Source organism: Rathayibacter sp. AY1G1 (assembly GCF_002932095.1).
In the GTDB taxonomy this organism is placed as follows: Bacteria; Actinomycetota; Actinomycetes; order Actinomycetales; family Microbacteriaceae; genus Rathayibacter.
In genome coordinates this window covers 1-17,872 of sequence record NZ_PSUZ01000008.1, presented here as the reverse complement: position 1 = coordinate 17,872, position 17,872 = coordinate 1, and the positions used below count along the sequence as shown (strand labels likewise).

The following is a 17,872-nucleotide window of genomic DNA, read 5'->3' as shown; positions in this document are numbered from 1 at the left end:
CGCTAATGGGGGGCCTCCACGGAGTCGGTCGGGGTCTTCGGGTCGGTGCCGGCGGTCCGGCGCTCGAGGTACTGCTCGACCTCGCGGGCGATGCGGGTCTCGACGAAGAAGGAGAGGGTGGGCACCACGCCGCCGAGCGCGATGAGCACGAAGCGCGTGAACGGCCAGCGCATGAGGCTCCACAGGCGGAAGTCGGCGAAGAGGTAGACGACGTAGAACCAGCCGTGCGCGATCAGGATGCCGGTGGACAGGTTCGCGCCGGTGCCGCTCGACGTGAACTCGCCTCCGGGCACCTCGTACATCGGGGCGAAGTGCAGGACGCCCTGCTGGCCGAAGGCGAACAGCTCGAGGTGGAAGACGTACTTGAGGAGCATCTCCGCGCAGAGCAGGAGCAGCATCACGCCGGTGATGATCGAGGTCACCCGGTAGAAGCGCAGCGCGCTCCGGATCGCAGGGAACTGCGCGGGCTTGGGCTCGAGGGGCATGACGACCAGTTTACGGTGCGGGGGCGGGGGCCTCGGCCCGGTCGCCCAGGTCGGCGCGGGCGCGCTCCTCGGCGTCGAGCGCCTCCTCGGCCTCGCGCTCCCACGCGTCCTTGACGAGGCGGAACCAGAGGTAGAGGGCGAAGCCGGCGAAGACGACCCACTCGATCGCGTAGAAGACGTTGAGCCAGTTCAGCGAGACGTCGCTCACGCGCGCCGGGGAGTCGATGGCCCCGAGTCCGGCGACCGGCTCGTCGACGACGACGTAGCCCTGGTAGACGTCCTGGGGCGGGTCCGGCCAGCGGTTGATCAGCGCGGGGACGGAGAGCGCGGTGAGGGTGGCGGGGTCCAGGCCCTCCGCCGGCGCCTCCGCGGCCTCGTTGGCCACGAGGCGGCCGGTGAAGGAGGAGGGCGCCTGCTCGCTCCCGCTGTTGAGCGCGTCCGCGACGGACTGCGCCTGCGTTTCGTCCTGCGTCCAGCCGTAGGCGAGCACCAGGTCGGCGTCGGCGGTGCGGGTACGGGCGATGACCCACCAGCCCGGCTGCTCGCCGTTCAGGCGGCCGCCGAGGGTCTCGGCACCGCCCGGCACGAAGACGGACGAGCCCTCCACGCGCTGTCCGTCGGCGGTCGCCGTGATCGAGCGGGAGGGGGCCGCGACCTCGGCGAGCGGGAGCGTCGTCTCCGACACTCCGGAGTCGGGCGCGGCGGCTTCGACCGCGCGTCCGACCTGCCACTGCCCGAGCGCGGCGAAGAGCCCGGCGATCAGGAGTGCGAGCGCCAGCGCGGCGATCCAGCGCGGGCGCCGGGCCACCTGCCCGACCGTGCTCTGCGTCATTCGTCCCTCGTCCGCCCTCGATCCGTGCGGTGTCCCGCGGGCCGGATCGAGCCTAACCCGTGAGTGTGGGAGCTCCGTGGGATCAGTAGTCGGGCTCCCTCGGGCGGCGGGGCCGGGCGTCGTCGGCGCCGTCGGACTGCTGCATCGCCTGGTCGATGAGCGCCTGACGCATCGGATCGGGGAACTCGTCGTCGAGCTCGTCCGGCTCCGCGGGGCGCCTCGGAGGAGCCGGGGCCTCCTCCGCGGAGACGGCGGGCGCGGCCATCGCCGCCTCCACGAGCGCGAAGTCCTCCTCGTCCATGGCCGTGGCCGCTGCGGGTGCCGGGCGGTGCCGCCGCCGCGAGAGGAACGCGCCGATGCTCTCGGAGCGCGAGGCGAGGATCGGCCCGACGATCGCCATGATCAGCACGTAGAGGCCGGCGAAGGGCTGGATCCGCTCGTCGAGCCCCGCCGAGAGCGAGAGCGTCGCCAGGATGAGCGCGAACTCGCCGCGGTTGTGCAGGATGAACGCCGCGTTCAGGCCCGCGCGCGGTCCGAGCTTGTTGAGCCACGCGACGAACTGCCCCGCGCCGAGGTTGAGGACGATGGTCATCACCGCGGCGATCAGCACCGGGACCACGACGCTCGGGAACGCACCGGGATCCAGCCCGAGACCGAAGTTGACGAAGAAGAAGGCTCCGAACACGTCGCGCAGCGGGATCGCGATGTGCTCGACCCTCGACCGGAACCGCGTCGCTCCGATGACCAGTCCGATCAGGAACGCGCCGATCGCGTCCGTCACTCCGAGGACCTCGCCGATCCCGCCGAACAGGATGGCGAGACCGAAGAACAGGATCGTGAACAGCTCGTCGTCGCGGGTGCGGAAGAAGCGGGAGACGACCTTCCCGCCCCAGCGGGCGATCGCGAACATCACCACGAGGAACGCGAACGCGATGACGAGCTTGAGCACCACCGGCCACGGCTCCGTCTCGCCCGAGAGCACCACGGACACGATCGCCAGGTAGACCGCGATGAAGATGTCCTCGACGACCGTGACGCCCAGGATCATCGGCGTCTCGGGGTTCGCCAGGCGCTTGAGCTCGATCAGCAGCTTGGTGACGATCGCGCTCGAGCTCGTCGCCGTGATGCCGGCGATGATCAGCGCCTCGCGGCTCCCCCAGCCCAGCGCGAAGCCGAAGCCGAGGCCGACGGCCATGTTGACCGCGATGTAGGAGCCGCCGGAGAGGATCAGGCGGCCGGCGTTCCCGAAGAACTCGTCCTGGTCGAACTCCAGGCCGAGATTGAACAGCAGCAGGATCAGCCCGAAGACCGCGGTCAGCTCGATGTAGCTCGACTCGAAATCGAGTGGGAAGAGGTGGAAGTTCGGGCTCGCGAGGAGCCCGACGACCATGTAGATCGGGATGGCCGGGAGCCCGATCGTCCTCCCCAGCCGGCCGAGGACGTAGGCGACGACGAACAGGACGCCGAGGACGATGAGGTCTTCGCCGTGGTGCATCCTCAGGCTCCGGGCGGGGCGTCGACCGTCTTGGCGAAGCTGCCGGTGCGGAAGAACGCGAACGCCTTGGCGACCTTCTCGGGGCTGCCGGCGACCACGAGGGTGTCGCCGGGGAAGACGCGGAAGTCGGGGGCCGGCGCCGGATTGGCGGCGTCGCCCCGGACCACGGCGACGACGGTCAGCCCGACGATCCCTCGGTCGGCGGGCTTGCCGAGCTGCTGTCCGGCGATGTGGTCGTCGTAGTCGACGGTGAACCAGTCGATCGAGAGGCCCGGGATCTGGTCGAGCGCGGTCAGCGACTCCGTGATCTGCGTGCCGCCGAGGAGCTCGGCGAGGGTGTGCGCCTCGTCGTCGCTCAGGCGGAGCGACACCTTGGCGCCATCCTGGTCGCCCTCGGCGAACGTGATCAGGTCGCTGTGGCCGGAGCGGTGGGCGATGACGCCGACCTTCCCGCCGTCGGCCGTCAGGAACGTGTGCAGAACGCCGACACCGGGCAGTTTGACCCTGCGGACCTCGACCATGCGTGCTCCCTCCGCGCCGTGCGGCGCTCCCACTCGGGACTTCCAGCTTAGGCGCGTGCGGAGCCCTCCTGCCGAGGGAACCCCGACCCGTCGAGGGATCCCGCAGTTCCCGGCCGGCTCGGCGGTCCTGCGTCCCTCGCTGTCCACAGGGGGTGGGGGGAGTCTCCACAGAAGGAGCGGAGGGAGGGAAAGGGGGGCGGAAGCGTGCAGTGGGGATCTGTCGAGACGGGGCGTGCCGCCGGTCGGACGAGTCCGTGCGGCTGCGCAGCGGTACGCGCGGACCGGCGAGTGGGCGAGGACCTCCGCGGACGAGCGGCAGCGGGCGCGGATCGACGCCGTGGCCGCGACCGGGAGCGCGCCCTTCGTCCTCCGCGAGTCGGCGGCGGCGGTCCGGGACCCCCCCTGGTCGAGCCGCTCGCGGTGACCGTGCATGTCGAGGGGCGACGGACCTGGCAGCCGGACGTGGAACGGCGTCGCGGAGCGCGCGTCCGCCCCCACCCGCACTGATCGACGGACGCGCCGTCTCGGATATGGCGCAGACCGCCGTCGATCCGAACCGACCCGGCGTTCCTCGGGGGCCGCTCGCCCGAGCACGTGCTTCTCGCCGAGAAGCGCCGGGAAGACCGGATCCGCGCGCGCGGGTCCGCAGCGTCGTCCGCCGGGCTGGCGCGAGGCCTACGACGCCAGCCCGTCCGGCCGACCCGCGCCGGCGTCCGCCGCGTCCAGGGACCCCCGGGCCGTCGAGGGAGCCCGCTGTTCGCGGCGGCCTCGACGGTCGAGGATCGCCTCGGTCGGTGAGCGTCAGCTGGGCTGGTACGGCGCGACGACGACCTCGACCCGCTGGAACTCCTTGAGGTCGGAGTAGCCGGTCGTCGCCATCGAGCGGCGCAGGGCGCCGATGAGGTTCGCCGTGCCGTCGGCGCCGGTCGCCGGGCCGTAGAGGACCTGCTCGAGGGTGCCGACGGTGCCGACCTCGACGCGGCGGCCGCGCGGCAGCTGCGGGTGGTGCGCCTCCGCGCCCCAGTGCCAGCCACCGCCGGGAGCGTCGGTCGCGCGCGCCAGCGCCGAGCCGAGCATCACGGCGTCCGCGCCCACCGCGACGGCCTTCACGATGTCGCCGGAGGTGCCGAGGCCGCCGTCCGCGATGACGTGCACGTAGCGTCCGCCCGACTCGTCGAGGTAGTCGCGGCGAGCGCCGGCGACATCGGCGACCGCGGTCGCCATCGGAGCCTGGATGCCGAGCGTCGTGCGAGTGGTGGAGGCGGCACCGCCGCCGAACCCGACGAGGACGCCCGCGGCGCCCGTGCGCATGAGGTGCAGGGCCGCGGTGTAGGTGGAGGCGCCGCCGACGATGACGGGCACGTCGAGCTCGTAGATGAACTTCTTGAGGTTCAGCGGCTCGGTATCGCGCGAGACGTGCTCGGCCGAGACGGTCGTGCCGCGGATGACGAACACGTCGACCCCGGCGTCGACGACGGTCTGGTACAGCTCCGCGGTCCGCTGGGGCGACAGGGCCCCGGCGACGGTCACGCCCGCGGCGCGGATCTCGGCCAGGCGCGCGGTCACCAGCTCGGGGCGGATCGGAGCGGAGTAGATCTCCTGCATCCGCTGCGTCGCGGTCTCGGCCGGAAGCCGGCGGATCTCCTCGAGCAGCGGCTCCGGGTCCTCGTACCGCGTCCACAGACCCTCGAGGTCGAGGACGCCCAGCGCCCCCAGATGCCCGAGCCGGATCGCCGTCGCCGGCGACACCACCGAGTCCATCGGCGCGGCGAGGATCGGCGTCGCGAACTGGTACGCGTCGATCGACCACTTCACCGACACGACCTCGGGGTCGCGCGTCCGGCGGCTCGGGACGACGGCGATGTCGTCGAAGGCGTACGCGCGGCGGGCGCGCTTGGCGCGCCCGATCTCGATCTCCATGACGCAGAGTTTACTGTGGCTCGCTCCTCGCTCCGCTCGTCGCTCGCCCGCGGTCGGCCCGAGCGGGCGGTCGCGTTCCGCAGAGCGTCCTGCGTCCGCGCTACGCCGATCCGCTCGCACGCGGATCGCCGGTTACCGCTGAGCAGTGTCACCCCTGGCTCACGACCGCCCGCTCGCCGCTCGCCCGCGGTCGGCCCCAGCGGATGGTCGCGTTCCGAAGAGCGGGTCGCGTCCGCGCTACGACGATCCGCTGGAGAGCGGATCGCCTGCTACCGCTCCTACCGGGCTCCTCACCGGGCCGCGATCGCGCGAGCGGGCGCACTCCACCAACAGGTGAAACCTGCGCGGCCGCCACCACGATTCGCTGCAACGCGGGAAGCCCGTCCCCACTCCGTCGCGCTCGCGCGCGGTGCACGACCACTCCCCCGCGACGGCACAGGCGGAAGCCTCCCCCCGCAGTCGCGGCGGCGCCCCGCGCCGCTCGCGCTGCGTCCCCCCACCCCTCAGCCGAGAATCGGTGCTCGTCTCCCGGAGGGAGGCGGCGGATCGGGATCGCGGCCCCTCCGGCGTGGTGGGCGTATGGGCCGCAGGCCCATCGGGCAGAGGGGCCGCGATCCCGATCCGCCGCCGGCCCCCACCAGACCCCTCAGCGCCGGTAGTTCGGCGCCTCCACCACCATCTGCACATCGTGCGGGTGCGACTCCTTCAGCCCGGCCGCCGTGATGCGCACGAACTTCCCGCGCTCCTTCAGCTCGGGGATGGTGCGCGCTCCGACGTAGAACATCGACTGGCGGAGCCCGCCGACGAGCTGGTACGCCACGTTCGCGAGCGGGCCGCGGTAGGGCACCTGGCCCTCGATGCCCTCGGCGATCAGCTTGTCGTCGGTGGGCACGTCGGACTGGAAGTAGCGGTCCTTCGAGTAGGAGGTCCGCTCGCCGCGGGTCTGCAGGGCGCCGAGGGAGCCCATGCCGCGGTAGGTCTTGAACTGCTTGCCGTTCTGGAACACGAGGTCGCCGGGGCTCTCCTCGCAGCCCGCGAGGAGCGAGCCGAGCATCACGGTGTCGGCGCCGGCGACGAGCGCCTTGGCGATGTCGCCGGAGTACTGGAGGCCGCCGTCGGCGATCACCGGCACGCCGGACTCGCGCGCGGCGAGGGACGCCTCGTAGACCGCGGTGACCTGCGGGACTCCGACGCCGGCGACGACGCGGGTGGTGCAGATCGAGCCGGGGCCGACGCCGACCTTGATGGCGTCGGCGCCCGCGTCGACGAGGGCCTGCGCCCCGGAGCGGGTCGCGACGTTGCCGCCGATGACGTCGACGCCGGCGAAGGCGGAGTCGGACTTCAGGCGGCGGATGATGTCGAGCACGCCGGCGGAGTCGCCGTTGGCGGTGTCGACGACGATCACGTCGACGCCCGCGTCGAGCAGGGCGGTGGCGCGCTGCCAGGCGTCGCCGAAGAAGCCGATCGCGGCGCCGACCCGGAGGCGGCCCTCGTCGTCCTTCGTGGCGTTGGGGTACTGCTCCGACTTGTCGAAGTCCTTGACCGTGATGAGGCCGGCGAGCTTGCCCTGCGCGTCGACGAGCGGCAGCTTCTCGATCTTGTGCTGCGCGAAGAGGGCGATGACCTCGCTGTCGGGGATGCCGACGCGGCCCGTGATCAGGCCGGTTCTGGTCATCACGTCGCGGACGAGCGTGGTCGCCTTCTCGAACGGCGAGACGAAGCGCATGTCGCGGTTGGTGATGATGCCCACGAGCACGCCGGTGGAGTCGACGACGGGGAGGCCGCTGATCCGGTACTGGCCGCAGAGGTCGTCGACCTGGGCGACGGTGGCGTCCGGGGTGGTGGTGACGGGGTTCGAGACCATGCCCGACTCGCTCCGCTTCACCCGGTCGACCTGGTCGGCCTGGTCGGCGATCGAGAGGTTGCGGTGCAGGACGCCGAGGCCGCCCTGGCGGGCCATCGCGATCGCCATGCGCGCCTCGGTGACGGTGTCCATCGCCGCGGAGAGCAACGGGGTCGCCACGCTGATGCGCTTGGTGAGACGGGAGGCCGTGTCGGCCTCGCTCGGGATGACGTCGGTGTGCCCCGGGAGGAGCATGACGTCGTCGTAGGTGAGTCCGAGGAATCCGAAGGGATCCGGCTGGTCCATCAATGCCCCTTAGCAGGTCGAGTGCGGGAGCCCGGAGAGGACGGGAGGAGTCCGCTCACGAGCGCCACGGTTGTTCGATCTTAAGCGCCGTGAGGCTCGCGGTATTCCTCGACGGCGCGGCCGCCGGGCCGCGGATGGGCGCTGGAGCGCTCTCCTCTCCCTCATAATGTCGTCACGCGTAAGTGCGGACGGTGAAACACCGCCGACATATGCGGAACGTATGGTCAACCAACGTTGTTTGACGACGGCGATTCGGGCGTGCCCGGAGACCCCATCCGTCTGTGCACCCTGACGAGAGGTAGACGTCTTGCTCACAGCCAGCCGTTCGATGCGCCGCCAGCGCTCGACGACCCTGCATCCGACGGACCGGGAGGCGCCCCGTGGATAGGAGACGCCCGAGGCTCCGAGACCGGCTCCTGGCCCTGGGTCTGCTCGCCGCGACCCTCACCGGGATCGCCGCGGCGGCCCCCGCCGCACTCGCCGCCACCACCGCCGACCAGTCGATCATCGCCTGGGTCCGCGTGCAGGGGACGAACGAGAACCTGACGGGGGTGACCGTCGAGATCGGCGGCGACGCCTCCGCGACCGTGACCACCGGCGAGGACGGCCGGGCCACGTTCCCCCTCGACGCCGCGGGCACCTACACGGTGACCGTCGATGAGGAGTCCCTGCCCGCCGACAAGGGCTACCCCGCCGCGGGTCAGAACCCGAAGCAGGTGAAGATCGTCGCCTCGCAGAACCAGATCGTCAACTTCATCGTCTCGACGGCCAACCCGAAGGGCTCCGGAGCGACCGTCCCGGTCCCGACGGACTCCGCGGCTCCGACGAGCCCCGCGACCGAGGGCACGACCGGCAACGACGCGACGAACCCCGACGGGACGTCCAACGCGGTGAACCAGCCGGTGTCGGCCGACACGTTCTGGATCATCTTCTGGCCGAAGGTCGTCACCGGACTGATCTTCGGGCTCCTGATCGCCCTCGCGGCGATCGGCGCCTCGCTGATCTACGGCGTGACCGGCCTGAACAACTTCGCCCACGGCGAGCTGGTCACCTTCGGCGCGCTGATGGCGTACCTCTTCTCCGGGGTCTTCGGACTCCCGGCGCTGCTGGCCATCCCGATCGCGGTGATCCTCGGCGGGGCCTTCGGCTTCGTCCAGGACGGACTGCTCTGGAAGCCGCTGCGGAAGAAGGGCATCCAGCTCATCCCGCTGATGATCGTGACGATCGGCCTCTCGCTGGCCCTGCGCTACGTGTTCGTCTTCTTCTTCGGAGCCGACCGCCTCTCGCTCCCCAACAGCACCGCTCCGTTCTTCACGGTGCCGGAGCTCGGGATCAGCCTGAAGTTCACCGACATCGTCGGCGCCGTCGTCGGCGTCGTCTGCATCGTCGCCGTGGCCTACGTCCTCACGAAGACGAAGATCGGCAAGGCGATGCGGGCGGTCTCGGACAACCGGGCCCTCGCCTCCGCCTCGGGCATCAACGTCGAGCGCGTCATCCGCGTCGTCTGGGTGATGTCGGGCGCTCTCGCCGCGCTGGCGGGCGTCTACATCGGCTACTACCAGTCGCTGCGCTGGGACACGGGAGCGTCGATCCTGCTGCTGATCTTCGCGGCGATCACGCTCGGCGGACTCGGCTCCGCCTACGGCGCGCTGGTCGGCTCGCTCATCATCGGACTGATGATGAACATCTCGACGATCTGGATCCCGGAGAACCTCAAGTACGTGGCTCCGCTCGTTCTCATGATCATCATCCTCCTGGTCAGGCCGCAGGGAATCCTGGGCCGCAAGGAACGGATCGGCTAGGACACCATGAACCTCAACTTCATCTGGCTGGCGATCGGGCAGATCGTCGATCCCACTGTCGCCGCGTACGCGCTGGCGACCATCGGCCTGGTCATCCACTTCGGATTCACGGGGCTGCTCAACTTCGGACAGGCCGGCTTCATGGCAGTGGGCGGCTACGCCTTCGCCATCACCTCGGTCAAGTTCGAATGGCCCGTCTGGGGCTCCTTCCTCGCGACGATCGTCGCGGCGACCGTCTTCGCGCTCATCCTGGGCATCCCGACGCTCCGGCTGCGGGCCGACTACCTCTCGATCGTGACGATCGCGGCGGCGGAGATCATCCGGCTCTCGGTCAAGACCCCCGAGTTCTCGGCGATCACCGGCGGCTCGGAGGGCATCAACGGCGCGGCGAAGGCGTTCAACGACCTCAACCCGCTCCCCGAGGGCCGCTGGGGCATCGGCGTCCTCACCTACAGCCAGGACCAGTGGTGGGTGCGGATCGTCGGCTGGGGCCTCGTGCTCCTGGCCTGCCTCCTGGTGTTCCTCCTGATGCGCAGCCCCTGGGGCCGCGTCATCAAGGGCATCCGCGAGGACGAGGACGCCGTGCGCTCGCTCGGCAAGAACGTCTTCTCGTACAAGATCCAGGCGCTCATCCTGGGCGGCGTGCTCGGAGGCCTCGCAGGAGCGCTGTTCATCCTCCCCCGCTCGCTCCAGCCCGACAACTACGGCACCCAGCTCACGTTCTTCCTCTACACGATCATGCTGCTGGGCGGCGCCGCGACGGTCTTCGGACCCGTCGTCGGCTCGATCATCTTCTGGGTCGTCCTCGGTCTGACCGACGGACTGCTCACGCTCGGGATCGACACCGGGGTCCTCAACAACGACCTCATCCGCCTCACCACCGTGCAGACCGGACCCATCCGGTTCATCGTGGTGGGGGTAGCCCTCATGCTCCTGGTGATCTTCAGACCCCAGGGGATCTTCGGCAAGAAGAAGGATCTGCACTTTGCCTAAGACGCCGGTCTCGGACATCACCGAGGAAGCAATCGTCCCCGGGGTCAGGAAGAAGGACCCCATCGTCGTCGCCGACAACGTCAGCCGCCGCTTCGGCGGCCTGACCGCGGTCGACGTCGAGCACCTCGAGATCCCCCGCGGATCCATCACCGCCCTGATCGGCCCGAACGGGGCCGGCAAGACCACGTTCTTCAACCTGCTGACGGGCTTCGACAAGCCCAACACCGGCAAGTGGAACTTCAAGGGCAAGAACCTCGCCAACGTCCCGGCCTACCGGGTGTCGCGGATGGGCATGGTGCGCACGTTCCAGCTCACCAAGGCGCTCGGCGGCATGACGGTGCTCGAGAACATGCTGCTCGGCGCGAAGGGGCAGAAGGGCGAGAACATCTTCACCTCGCTCATCCGCCCGCTGTGGTCGAAGGAGGAGGACTCGATCGAGCAGCGCGCGATCCGCCTGCTCGAGAAGTTCAAGCTGGACACCAAGCGGGACGACTACGCGTCGAGCCTGTCGGGCGGCCAGAAGAAGCTGCTCGAGATGGCGCGGGCGCTGATGTCGGAGCCCGAGCTCGTCATGCTCGACGAGCCGATGGCCGGCGTGAACCCGGCGCTGACGCAGTCGCTCCTGGGTCACATCGTGAACCTGAAGGACGAGGGCATGACCGTGCTCTTCGTCGAGCACGACATGCACATGGTCAACACGATCGCCGACTGGGTGATCGTGATGGCCGAGGGCAAGGTCGTCGCCGAGGGCCCGCCCTCGACCGTGATGAACGACCCGGCCGTCATCGACGCGTACCTCGGCGCGCACCACGACACCGACCTGGGCACGATCGAGGGCCAGCTCGAGATCGCCGAGGAGATGGACTCCGACCTCGTCCGCGAGGACGTGGAGCGGCAGGCGGAGCAGGCCGGCATCCCGACGCCCGGCCACGACGCTCCGGCGGCCGGAACGGCGTCCCCGTCGGCCTCCGCGCCGACGAGCGTCGCCCCGACGACCGACGCCCCGGCCGTCGAATTCGAGAAGGACGAGAGATGACCGCCGACACGACGACTCCGAACACCCTCGAGACGCACGACCTGCACGCGGGCTACGTGCCGGGGGTCAACATCCTCAACGGCTCGAACGTCTACGTGAAGCGCGGCGAGCTGGTCGGAATCATCGGCCCGAACGGTGCAGGCAAGTCGACGCTGCTGAAGGCGATGTTCGGCCTGGTCAACATCCGCCAGGGCACCGTCCTGCTGAACGGCGAGGACATCACCGGCCTCAAGGCCGACAAGCTGGTGTCCAAGGGCGTGGGCTTCGTGCCGCAGAACAACAACGTCTTCCCGTCGCTCACCATCGAGGAGAACCTCGAGATGGGCATGTACCAGAAGCCGAAGCTGTACAAGGAGCGGCTCGAGTTCGTCACCGAGCTCTTCCCGGAGCTCAGCAAGCGGCTCAAGCAGCGCTCGGGGTCGCTCTCGGGCGGTGAGCGCCAGATGGTGGCGATGTCGCGGGCTCTGATGATGGACCCGTCGATGCTGCTGCTCGACGAGCCCAGCGCCGGCCTGTCCCCGATGCGGCAGGACGAGACCTTCGTCAACGTGCAGCGGATCAACCGCGCGGGCGTCTCGATCATGATCGTCGAGCAGAACGCGCGGCGGGCGCTGCAGATCTGCGACCGCGGCTACGTCCTCGACCAGGGCCGCGACGCCTACGAGGGCGCGGGCCGGGAGCTGATGAACGATCCGAAGGTCATCGAGCTCTACCTGGGCACGCTCGCGACGACCAACGAGGTCACCACGAGCACCCCGACCGTCGGCGGCTGACCCCCGCTGCGAAGGGCCCGTCGTCTCCGGACGGCGGGCCCTTCGTCGTTGCCGGGGCGCGGAGCGGGCGCGAGCGGGCCGAGGGGCCGGTGCGGCTCCGGGGCGGAGGCGGGGCCGCTCGCGCAGGGCGCCGGGCGGCTCGGAGACCACTCCGAGCAGGGCGGGAAGGCAGGCGGCTCGGTGCCCGGAGACGCGCCGGCACGGGGTGCCGCAGAAGGGAGGCGGGGGGGCCGCTCTCCCGGCGCGGACAGGCCTTCACCGGTCTCTCCGCGATGCCCGCCGAACCCCCGGGAAGTCGGCGGAACGGCGGGCCGGACCCTCGGTCTCCTGTCCGCGGGACGAGGGCAGGACAGCGAGAGTCTCTCCGCACCAGCGACACCCACGAGGGGGACAGGATATCGCCCTGCCTGCCGTAGTTTTGGGTACACGGGACAGCCCTGCAGGGGGACGTCCCGCTCCCCTCTCCCCCGGTAGGGACCGCGATCGGCCGCCGATCTCCTCCCCTCCCCGCAGCGCCTCGAGCGCCGCGTCGTCCGCCTCGAAGGAGCCGACCATGAAGAGATACACCCCCGCCCCTGTGGAACTCGGAGCCGGCTTCGGCACCGGTGCGATCGGCGACTACGAGCGCTGGCGCGTCGTCGGCGTCTACGCCCAGGTCGTCATCGCCGAGACCACCGGCGGCAAGCGCCGCAACTACAGCCGTTCCTTCGTCACGTACCGCCTGGCGCAGGAGGCGGAGCTGCTCCGCGCCTCCTAGGCCCTCCGCACTCCACGAGCGCGCGTCCTCCCACTGGAGGGCGCGCGCTTCTGCGTTCCCGCTCGACGTCGTCGCTCCCGCCCGCGGTTCGGCAGGGCGCCCCCTCGAGGCCGGGAGAGGCGCTCGGAGGCGCGTACAGGCCGTCAGAGCCGCTCCTCCTCCCGGGTGGCTCCTCGACGCCACGCCGGGCCCTGGACGCCGCGGAGCCGTCCGCCCGCACCCGACAGCGGCCACCCTCCCGGACGACCGCCGCGCCTCGCTGCGTCCGCACGACCGGCGCGTCTCCTGCTCTCCGCTCCGGGAACGGCGGAGGGGCCCGGTCCGAAGACCGAGCCCCTCAGGGATGCGGCAGGAGCCGCGTCACCGCGTCGTCAGTTCAGCGAACCCTCGACGGTCTCCTCGAAGGAGGTGGTGTTGCCCGTGCCGTACTTGTAGATCGAGACCGAGGCCTCGCTGGTGTCGCCGTTCTCGTCGAACGAGATCGGGCCGGAGAGGCCGTCGTAGTCGACGTCCTCGCCGTCGGCGATGAGCTTCGCGCAGTCGGCGAAGGTCGTGCACTTGGTGCCGCCCTCCGAGACCGACATGAGGTTGTCGCGGATGGTCGCACCGTCCGTCGCCTTGCCCTGGAGCGCGGCGAGAGCGGTCAGGACCGTGGCGTCGTACGACTCCGGCGCGTAGCTGAACACGGTCAGCGCGTCGTTGCCCTGCGACTCGACGAGCGACTGCAGCTTGCCCTGGAAGTCCTCGGACGCCTGGACGCCCGGGTTGGTGAACTGGGCGCCGGCGATGTCGACGTTGGTGTCGGACTCGCCGATGACGCCGTAGTTGCCGTCCGTGCCGTAGAGCTTCGAGAAGTCGAAGCCCTTGGCCGAGAGCTGCTCCGCGATGGTCTTGATCTCGTCGAACGAGATGACGACCAGCGCGTCGGGGTTCGGGGCGAGGACCGAGGTCAGCGCCGAGTTGAAGTCGGTCGAGGCCGGCTCGAAGATCTCCTCGGCCGCGACGGATGCTCCGCCCGCCTCGAGGGTCTCCTTGATGTTCTTCTCGAGGCCGGTGCCGTACGCGTCGTTCATGTACAGGATCGAGACGTTGGTCTTGCCGTCGCCGAGGATCTTGTTGCCGAGGATCCGGCCCTGGAGCACGTCCGAGGGAGCGGTGCGCCAGTAGTAGCCGTCGTCGTCGTAGGTCGTGAAGTCCGGCGAGGTGTTGGCCGGCGAGATCTGGACGACGCCCGCCTGGGTCACCTGGTCGATGAAGGTCTTCGAGACGCCCGAGGACGCCGCGCCGATGATGGCGGAGACGTTGTCGGCGATGAGGGACGTGGCCGACTGCGTCGCGATGTCGGTCGTGGTGTCGCCCGAGTCCTTCTGCTCCACGTCGATCGTGATGCCGGCCTTGGCGTCGTTGATGTCGACGACCGCCTGGTCGACGCCCGCGATCTCGGGCGGGCCGAGGACGGCGAGGGTGCCGGTCTGCGGGAGGATCGTGCCGATCTTGAGGGACAGGTCGCCCGAGCCGCTGTCGCCGCTCGATCCGCTGTCGCCGCCGCCGGCGCAGCCGGCGAGGACGAGAGCGCTGGCGCCCAGAATGGCGACGCCGCCGAGGGTTGCCCGGAGGGACCGCGCGCGGGCCGAGCCGGCCTTCGCGTAAACGCCCATGTTGCTCCTTGAGAGGTGTGTGTCAGTGGGAGCGGCGCCGGTGGCAACCGCTCGGCCAACCTAACCTTCGAAGCAGCCGTGAACAATACAGGGGTGTTACCAATACGTTTCGCGACCGGATCGTTACCATTCCGCTGTCGCGCCGCGCCAGGACGACGCGTTCCGCAGATCAGACGGAGGATCGGCGCCGTCTGCGCTCCGCGGCGACGAGGTCGCCTGAGAAGATCGCCAGGGCGGCCCACACCAGCGCGAAGCCGATCCAGCGCTCGAGCGGCATCTCCTCGTGCAGGACGAAGGCCCCGACGAGGAACTGCAGGAACGGCGTCAGGTACTGCACGAAGCCGACGATCGACAGCGGGAGGCGCCGGGCGGCGCCCGCGAACAGGAGCAGCGGGACGGCCGTGACGATCCCGGCCGAGGCGAGGATGAGGGCGTGCCCCGTCCCCTCCGTCGTCAGGGTCAGCCCCACCGTGGAGCCGACGACCGCCAGCTGCACCACGGCGAGCGGCGTCAGCCAGAGCGTCTCGAGCGTCAGCCCGCCGACCGCGTCCACCGTGCCGCCGACGCGGCTCTTCACCAGGCCGTAGAGGCCGAACGAGAAGGCGAGGGCGAGCGAGATCCACGGGAAGGATCCGTAGCCCACCGCGATGACCAGCACCGCGACCGCGCTGACGCCCATCGCGGCCCACTGCAGGGGCCGGAGGCGCTCGCGCAGCACCAGGACGCCCAGCAGCACCGTGACCAGCGGGTTCATGAAGTAGCCCAGGGCCGCCTCGATGACGTGGCCCGTGGTCGTGGCGATCACGTAGACCTGCCAGTTGACGTAGATGAGCACGCCCGCGATCGCCATCACGCCGAGCAGGCGGGGGCGGCGCAGCAGCGCGCCGAAGGAGCGCCAGCCGCGGAGGACCGTGAGCAGGATCACGCAGAAGACGAGCGAGAAGAGCACCCGGAACGCGACGATCTCGAACGGCGAGGCCGGCGCCATCGCGATGAAGTAGAGGGGCATCGCACCCCAGAGCAGGTAGGCCGAGAACGCGAACAGCAGCCCCGTGCCGGACATCCCGCCCGGGCGTCCCGCCGCTCCGAGCGCCTCCACTCCTTCGCCGACGGGCACGTCCGAAGGGGACGGCGAGACGGCCTCGGCAGGGGTGCGGGAGCTGGTCACTCCCCCGATGCTACGCAGGCGCGGGGTGGGAGGACGGCCCCGCAGCGGGCGGATCAGGCCACTGGTCGCGAGGAGGACCGGGAACGACGGAAGGGCCCGCCGACCGAGGTCGACGGGCCCTTCCGAGGGATGCTGCCTAGCGGACGACGACCGCGAGGACGTCGCGAGCGGAGAGGACCAGCAGGTCCTCGCCACCGAACTTGACCTCGGTTCCGCCGTACTTGGAGTAGATCACCTTGTCGCCGACGGCGACGTCGAGCGGCACGCGGTTGCCGTTGTCGTCGATGCGACCGGGTCCGACGGCGACGACCTCGCCCTCCTGCGGCTTCTCCTTGGCGGTATCGGGGATGACGAGACCGGAAGCGGTCACCTGCTCCGCCTCGACCTGCTTGATGACGATGCGATCTTCGAGCGGCTTGATGGACACCGACACGGTTGACCTCTTTCTTGACGACGATGTGGGCGGAACGCGGTTCTGGCACACACGCTCCGAGAGTGCTAGATCCATCGTAGGGGCTCCGCTGGCACTCGTGCAATCAGAGTGCCAAGCGGGGCGGCGGACCCGCCGGGAGGCCGTGGCCTACCATGGCCGGATGCGACGCGACGAGCTGGTCGAGCTCCTCTCCCCCGAGGGCCTCCGGCTCCTCGACTCCCTCGACGGCTACCGGTCCGACGACCTGGTGCGGGCCGTGGCACGCCTCCGGGCCGCCGGCCACTCCCCCGTCCTCGTCGCCGCGGTGCTCACCCAGGCGAGGCTCCGGCAGAAGGCGGAGGCGAAGTTCGGAGAGTTCGCCCGCTCGATGCTCTTCACGGACGCGGGACTCGAGCAGGCGACGCGGCTGCGCGTCGCCGCCCTGCACGCCGGCCGGTTCGCCGCGGCGGGAGCGGCGCGCGTCGCCGACCTCGGCAGCGGGATCGGCGGCGACGCCCTCGCGATGGCCGCGATCGACCTGGCGGTCACCGCCGTCGAGGCCGACGAGGTCACCGCGACCCTGGCCAGCTTCAACCTCGCCCCGTTCCCCGCGGCGAGCGCCGTGCACTCGACGGCCGAGGCCTTCGACCTCGACGGCTTCGACGCCGTCTACCTGGACCCGGCACGCCGCACGGCGGGCCACCGCGAGACCCGCCGGCTCGACGATCCGGACGACTACTCCCCCTCGCTCGACTTCGCGTTCGGCCTGGCCGAGCATCGTCCCGTGGGCGTGAAGGTGGGTCCCGGCTTCGACCGCGAGCGCCTGCCGCGGGACGCCGAGGCGCAGTGGGTCTCGGTCGACGGGGAGCTGGTCGAGACCGGGCTCTGGTTCGGTTCTCTGGCGCGCCCGGGCGTGCGCCGCTCCGCTCTGCTGCTCGGCGCGACCGGCTCCTCCGAGCTCACCGCGGCGGGCGACAGCGAGGACGAGGAGGTCGGCCCCCTCGGCGCGTTCGTGCACGAGCCGGACGGCTCCGCGATCCGCGCGCGCCTCCTGGGCGAGCTCGCGCGCTCCAGCGGCTCGCGGATGCTCTCGCCCGGCATCGCCTACCTGACCGGCGACCATGCGGCCGCCTCGCCCTTCCTCCGCAGCTTCCGGGTCCTCGCCGAGCTGCCGCTGGACGAGCGCACGCTGGCGAAAGAGCTGCGCACCCGCGGCATCGGCGTGCTCGAGATCAAGAAGCGCGGGGTGGACGTCGACCCCGCCCGCTTCCGCAAGCGGCTGGGCCTCTCCGGCACCGGCAGCGCGGTGCTGATCCTGACGCGGATCGCCGGGCGCCACCGCGCGCTGCTCGCGGAGCGCGTCGAGCGGCCCGCGCCGGCTCAGTAGCCGGAGGTGCCGGCGGCGAGGGCGACCACGACGAAGACGAGGAAGACCGCCAGGTAGATCAGCGAGACGGCGATGCCGGCGAACCCGGTGATGATCGCGGTCAGCGCGAAGCCGCGCGCGGCCGGCTCGCGCCGGCGTCCGAGGAAGCCGAGCACGACGGCCGGAGCCGACAGCAGGAAGCCGAAACCGGCGGCGAAGAGCGTGATGACCAGGCCGACGATGCCGAGGATCATCCCGACGAGGCTCAGCGTGCGGGGGACGACGGGCGCCGGAGCGGCCGCGTAGGCGGCGGGGTGGCCGGGCGCGGAGGAGTAGGCGGGCGCCGAGGGGTACGCGGGCGGCGGCGGCGGCGACCCGTAGGCCGGCGGTGCGGAGTCGGCGAGCGGCACCGACGGCTGCGACGCGGCCGAGGGCGGAGCGGGCGGGGCTCCGCGGGATGCCGTCCGCGTAGCCGAACGGCACGAGCGCGAGGGTCGTCCCGCCC

16 protein-coding genes are annotated in these 17,872 nt (G+C 70.9%); 6 read left to right on the top strand and 10 right to left on the bottom strand.

The features are described from left to right. Positions 1-2: 2 nt before the first annotated feature. From C5C36_RS05950 to guaB, 6 genes are all read right to left on the bottom strand, one after another. Positions 3-485, bottom strand: a complete 483-nt coding sequence (locus C5C36_RS05950) for a DUF3817 domain-containing protein (RefSeq protein WP_104234169.1) — start codon at positions 483-485, stop codon at positions 3-5. Positions 486-495: 10 nt separating this feature from the next. Beyond that, on the bottom strand, positions 496-1,317 hold the full coding sequence (locus C5C36_RS05945; RefSeq protein ID WP_104309420.1) for an SURF1 family cytochrome oxidase biogenesis protein: 822 nt from the start codon (positions 1,315-1,317) through the stop codon (positions 496-498). Positions 1,318-1,399: 82 nt separating this feature from the next. Continuing rightward, the gene (locus C5C36_RS05940; RefSeq protein WP_104234167.1) at positions 1,400-2,812 is read right to left on the bottom strand and encodes a cation:proton antiporter; all 1,413 of its coding nucleotides are present in this window, start codon (positions 2,810-2,812) and stop codon (positions 1,400-1,402) included. Positions 2,813-2,814: 2 nt separating this feature from the next. After that, on the bottom strand, positions 2,815-3,333 hold the full coding sequence (locus C5C36_RS05935; protein ID WP_068256939.1) for a cation:proton antiporter regulatory subunit: 519 nt from the start codon (positions 3,331-3,333) through the stop codon (positions 2,815-2,817). A gap of 801 nt (positions 3,334-4,134) precedes the next feature. Then, complete coding sequence (locus C5C36_RS05925) at positions 4,135-5,253, bottom strand: GuaB3 family IMP dehydrogenase-related protein (RefSeq protein ID WP_104224734.1); 1,119 nt, start codon at positions 5,251-5,253, stop codon at positions 4,135-4,137. 646 nt (positions 5,254-5,899) lie between these two features. Further along, positions 5,900-7,402 carry an IMP dehydrogenase gene (gene guaB, locus C5C36_RS05920; RefSeq protein WP_104309419.1) on the bottom strand — a complete coding sequence of 501 codons (1,503 nt, stop codon included), beginning with the start codon at positions 7,400-7,402 and terminating at the stop codon, positions 5,900-5,902. Positions 7,403-7,782: 380 nt separating this feature from the next. Between guaB and C5C36_RS05915 the strand changes: the two genes are divergently transcribed. The 5 genes from C5C36_RS05915 to C5C36_RS05895 all read left to right on the top strand — a co-directional run bounded on the left by C5C36_RS05915 (position 7,783) and on the right by C5C36_RS05895 (position 12,763). Beyond that, positions 7,783-9,204 carry a branched-chain amino acid ABC transporter permease gene (locus C5C36_RS05915; protein WP_104224732.1) on the top strand — a complete coding sequence of 474 codons (1,422 nt, stop codon included), beginning with the start codon at positions 7,783-7,785 and terminating at the stop codon, positions 9,202-9,204. 6 nt (positions 9,205-9,210) lie between these two features. Further along, positions 9,211-10,197 carry a branched-chain amino acid ABC transporter permease gene (locus C5C36_RS05910; RefSeq protein ID WP_104224731.1) on the top strand — a complete coding sequence of 329 codons (987 nt, stop codon included), beginning with the start codon at positions 9,211-9,213 and terminating at the stop codon, positions 10,195-10,197. Then, a complete protein-coding gene (locus C5C36_RS05905) occupies positions 10,190-11,233 on the top strand; it encodes an ABC transporter ATP-binding protein (protein WP_104251056.1) in 1,044 nt (347 codons plus the stop codon). Before C5C36_RS05910 ends, C5C36_RS05905 begins: the two co-directional genes overlap by 8 nt. Then, the gene (locus C5C36_RS05900) at positions 11,230-12,006 is read left to right on the top strand and encodes an ABC transporter ATP-binding protein (RefSeq protein WP_104224729.1); all 777 of its coding nucleotides are present in this window, start codon (positions 11,230-11,232) and stop codon (positions 12,004-12,006) included. Before C5C36_RS05905 ends, C5C36_RS05900 begins: the two co-directional genes overlap by 4 nt. Positions 12,007-12,559: 553 nt before the next feature. After that, on the top strand, positions 12,560-12,763 hold the full coding sequence (locus C5C36_RS05895; RefSeq protein WP_146076626.1) for a hypothetical protein: 204 nt from the start codon (positions 12,560-12,562) through the stop codon (positions 12,761-12,763). A gap of 371 nt (positions 12,764-13,134) precedes the next feature. Here the strand turns inward: C5C36_RS05895 and C5C36_RS05890 are convergent, their stop codons facing one another. From C5C36_RS05890 to groES, 3 genes are all read right to left on the bottom strand, one after another. Next, positions 13,135-14,421, bottom strand: a complete 1,287-nt coding sequence (locus C5C36_RS05890; RefSeq protein WP_104234163.1) for an ABC transporter substrate-binding protein — start codon at positions 14,419-14,421, stop codon at positions 13,135-13,137. Positions 14,422-14,590: 169 nt separating this feature from the next. Continuing rightward, a complete protein-coding gene (rarD, locus tag C5C36_RS05885; protein ID WP_104224726.1) occupies positions 14,591-15,484 on the bottom strand; it encodes an EamA family transporter RarD in 894 nt (297 codons plus the stop codon). Between the two features lie 241 nt (positions 15,485-15,725). Next, a complete protein-coding gene (gene groES / locus C5C36_RS05880) occupies positions 15,726-16,022 on the bottom strand; it encodes a co-chaperone GroES (RefSeq protein WP_097167691.1) in 297 nt (98 codons plus the stop codon). Between the two features lie 160 nt (positions 16,023-16,182). Here groES and C5C36_RS05875 point away from each other — a divergent pair, with 160 nt between their 5' ends. After that, the gene (locus C5C36_RS05875; RefSeq protein ID WP_104309418.1) at positions 16,183-17,388 is read left to right on the top strand and encodes an SAM-dependent methyltransferase; all 1,206 of its coding nucleotides are present in this window, start codon (positions 16,183-16,185) and stop codon (positions 17,386-17,388) included. Here the strand turns inward: C5C36_RS05875 and C5C36_RS05870 are convergent. Continuing rightward, positions 17,382-17,777: a hypothetical protein gene (locus tag C5C36_RS05870; protein ID WP_104251221.1), complete on the bottom strand. Its 396-nt coding sequence runs from the start codon at positions 17,775-17,777 to the stop codon at positions 17,382-17,384. The genes C5C36_RS05875 and C5C36_RS05870 overlap by 7 nt on opposite strands. Positions 17,778-17,872: the final 95 nt, after the last annotated feature.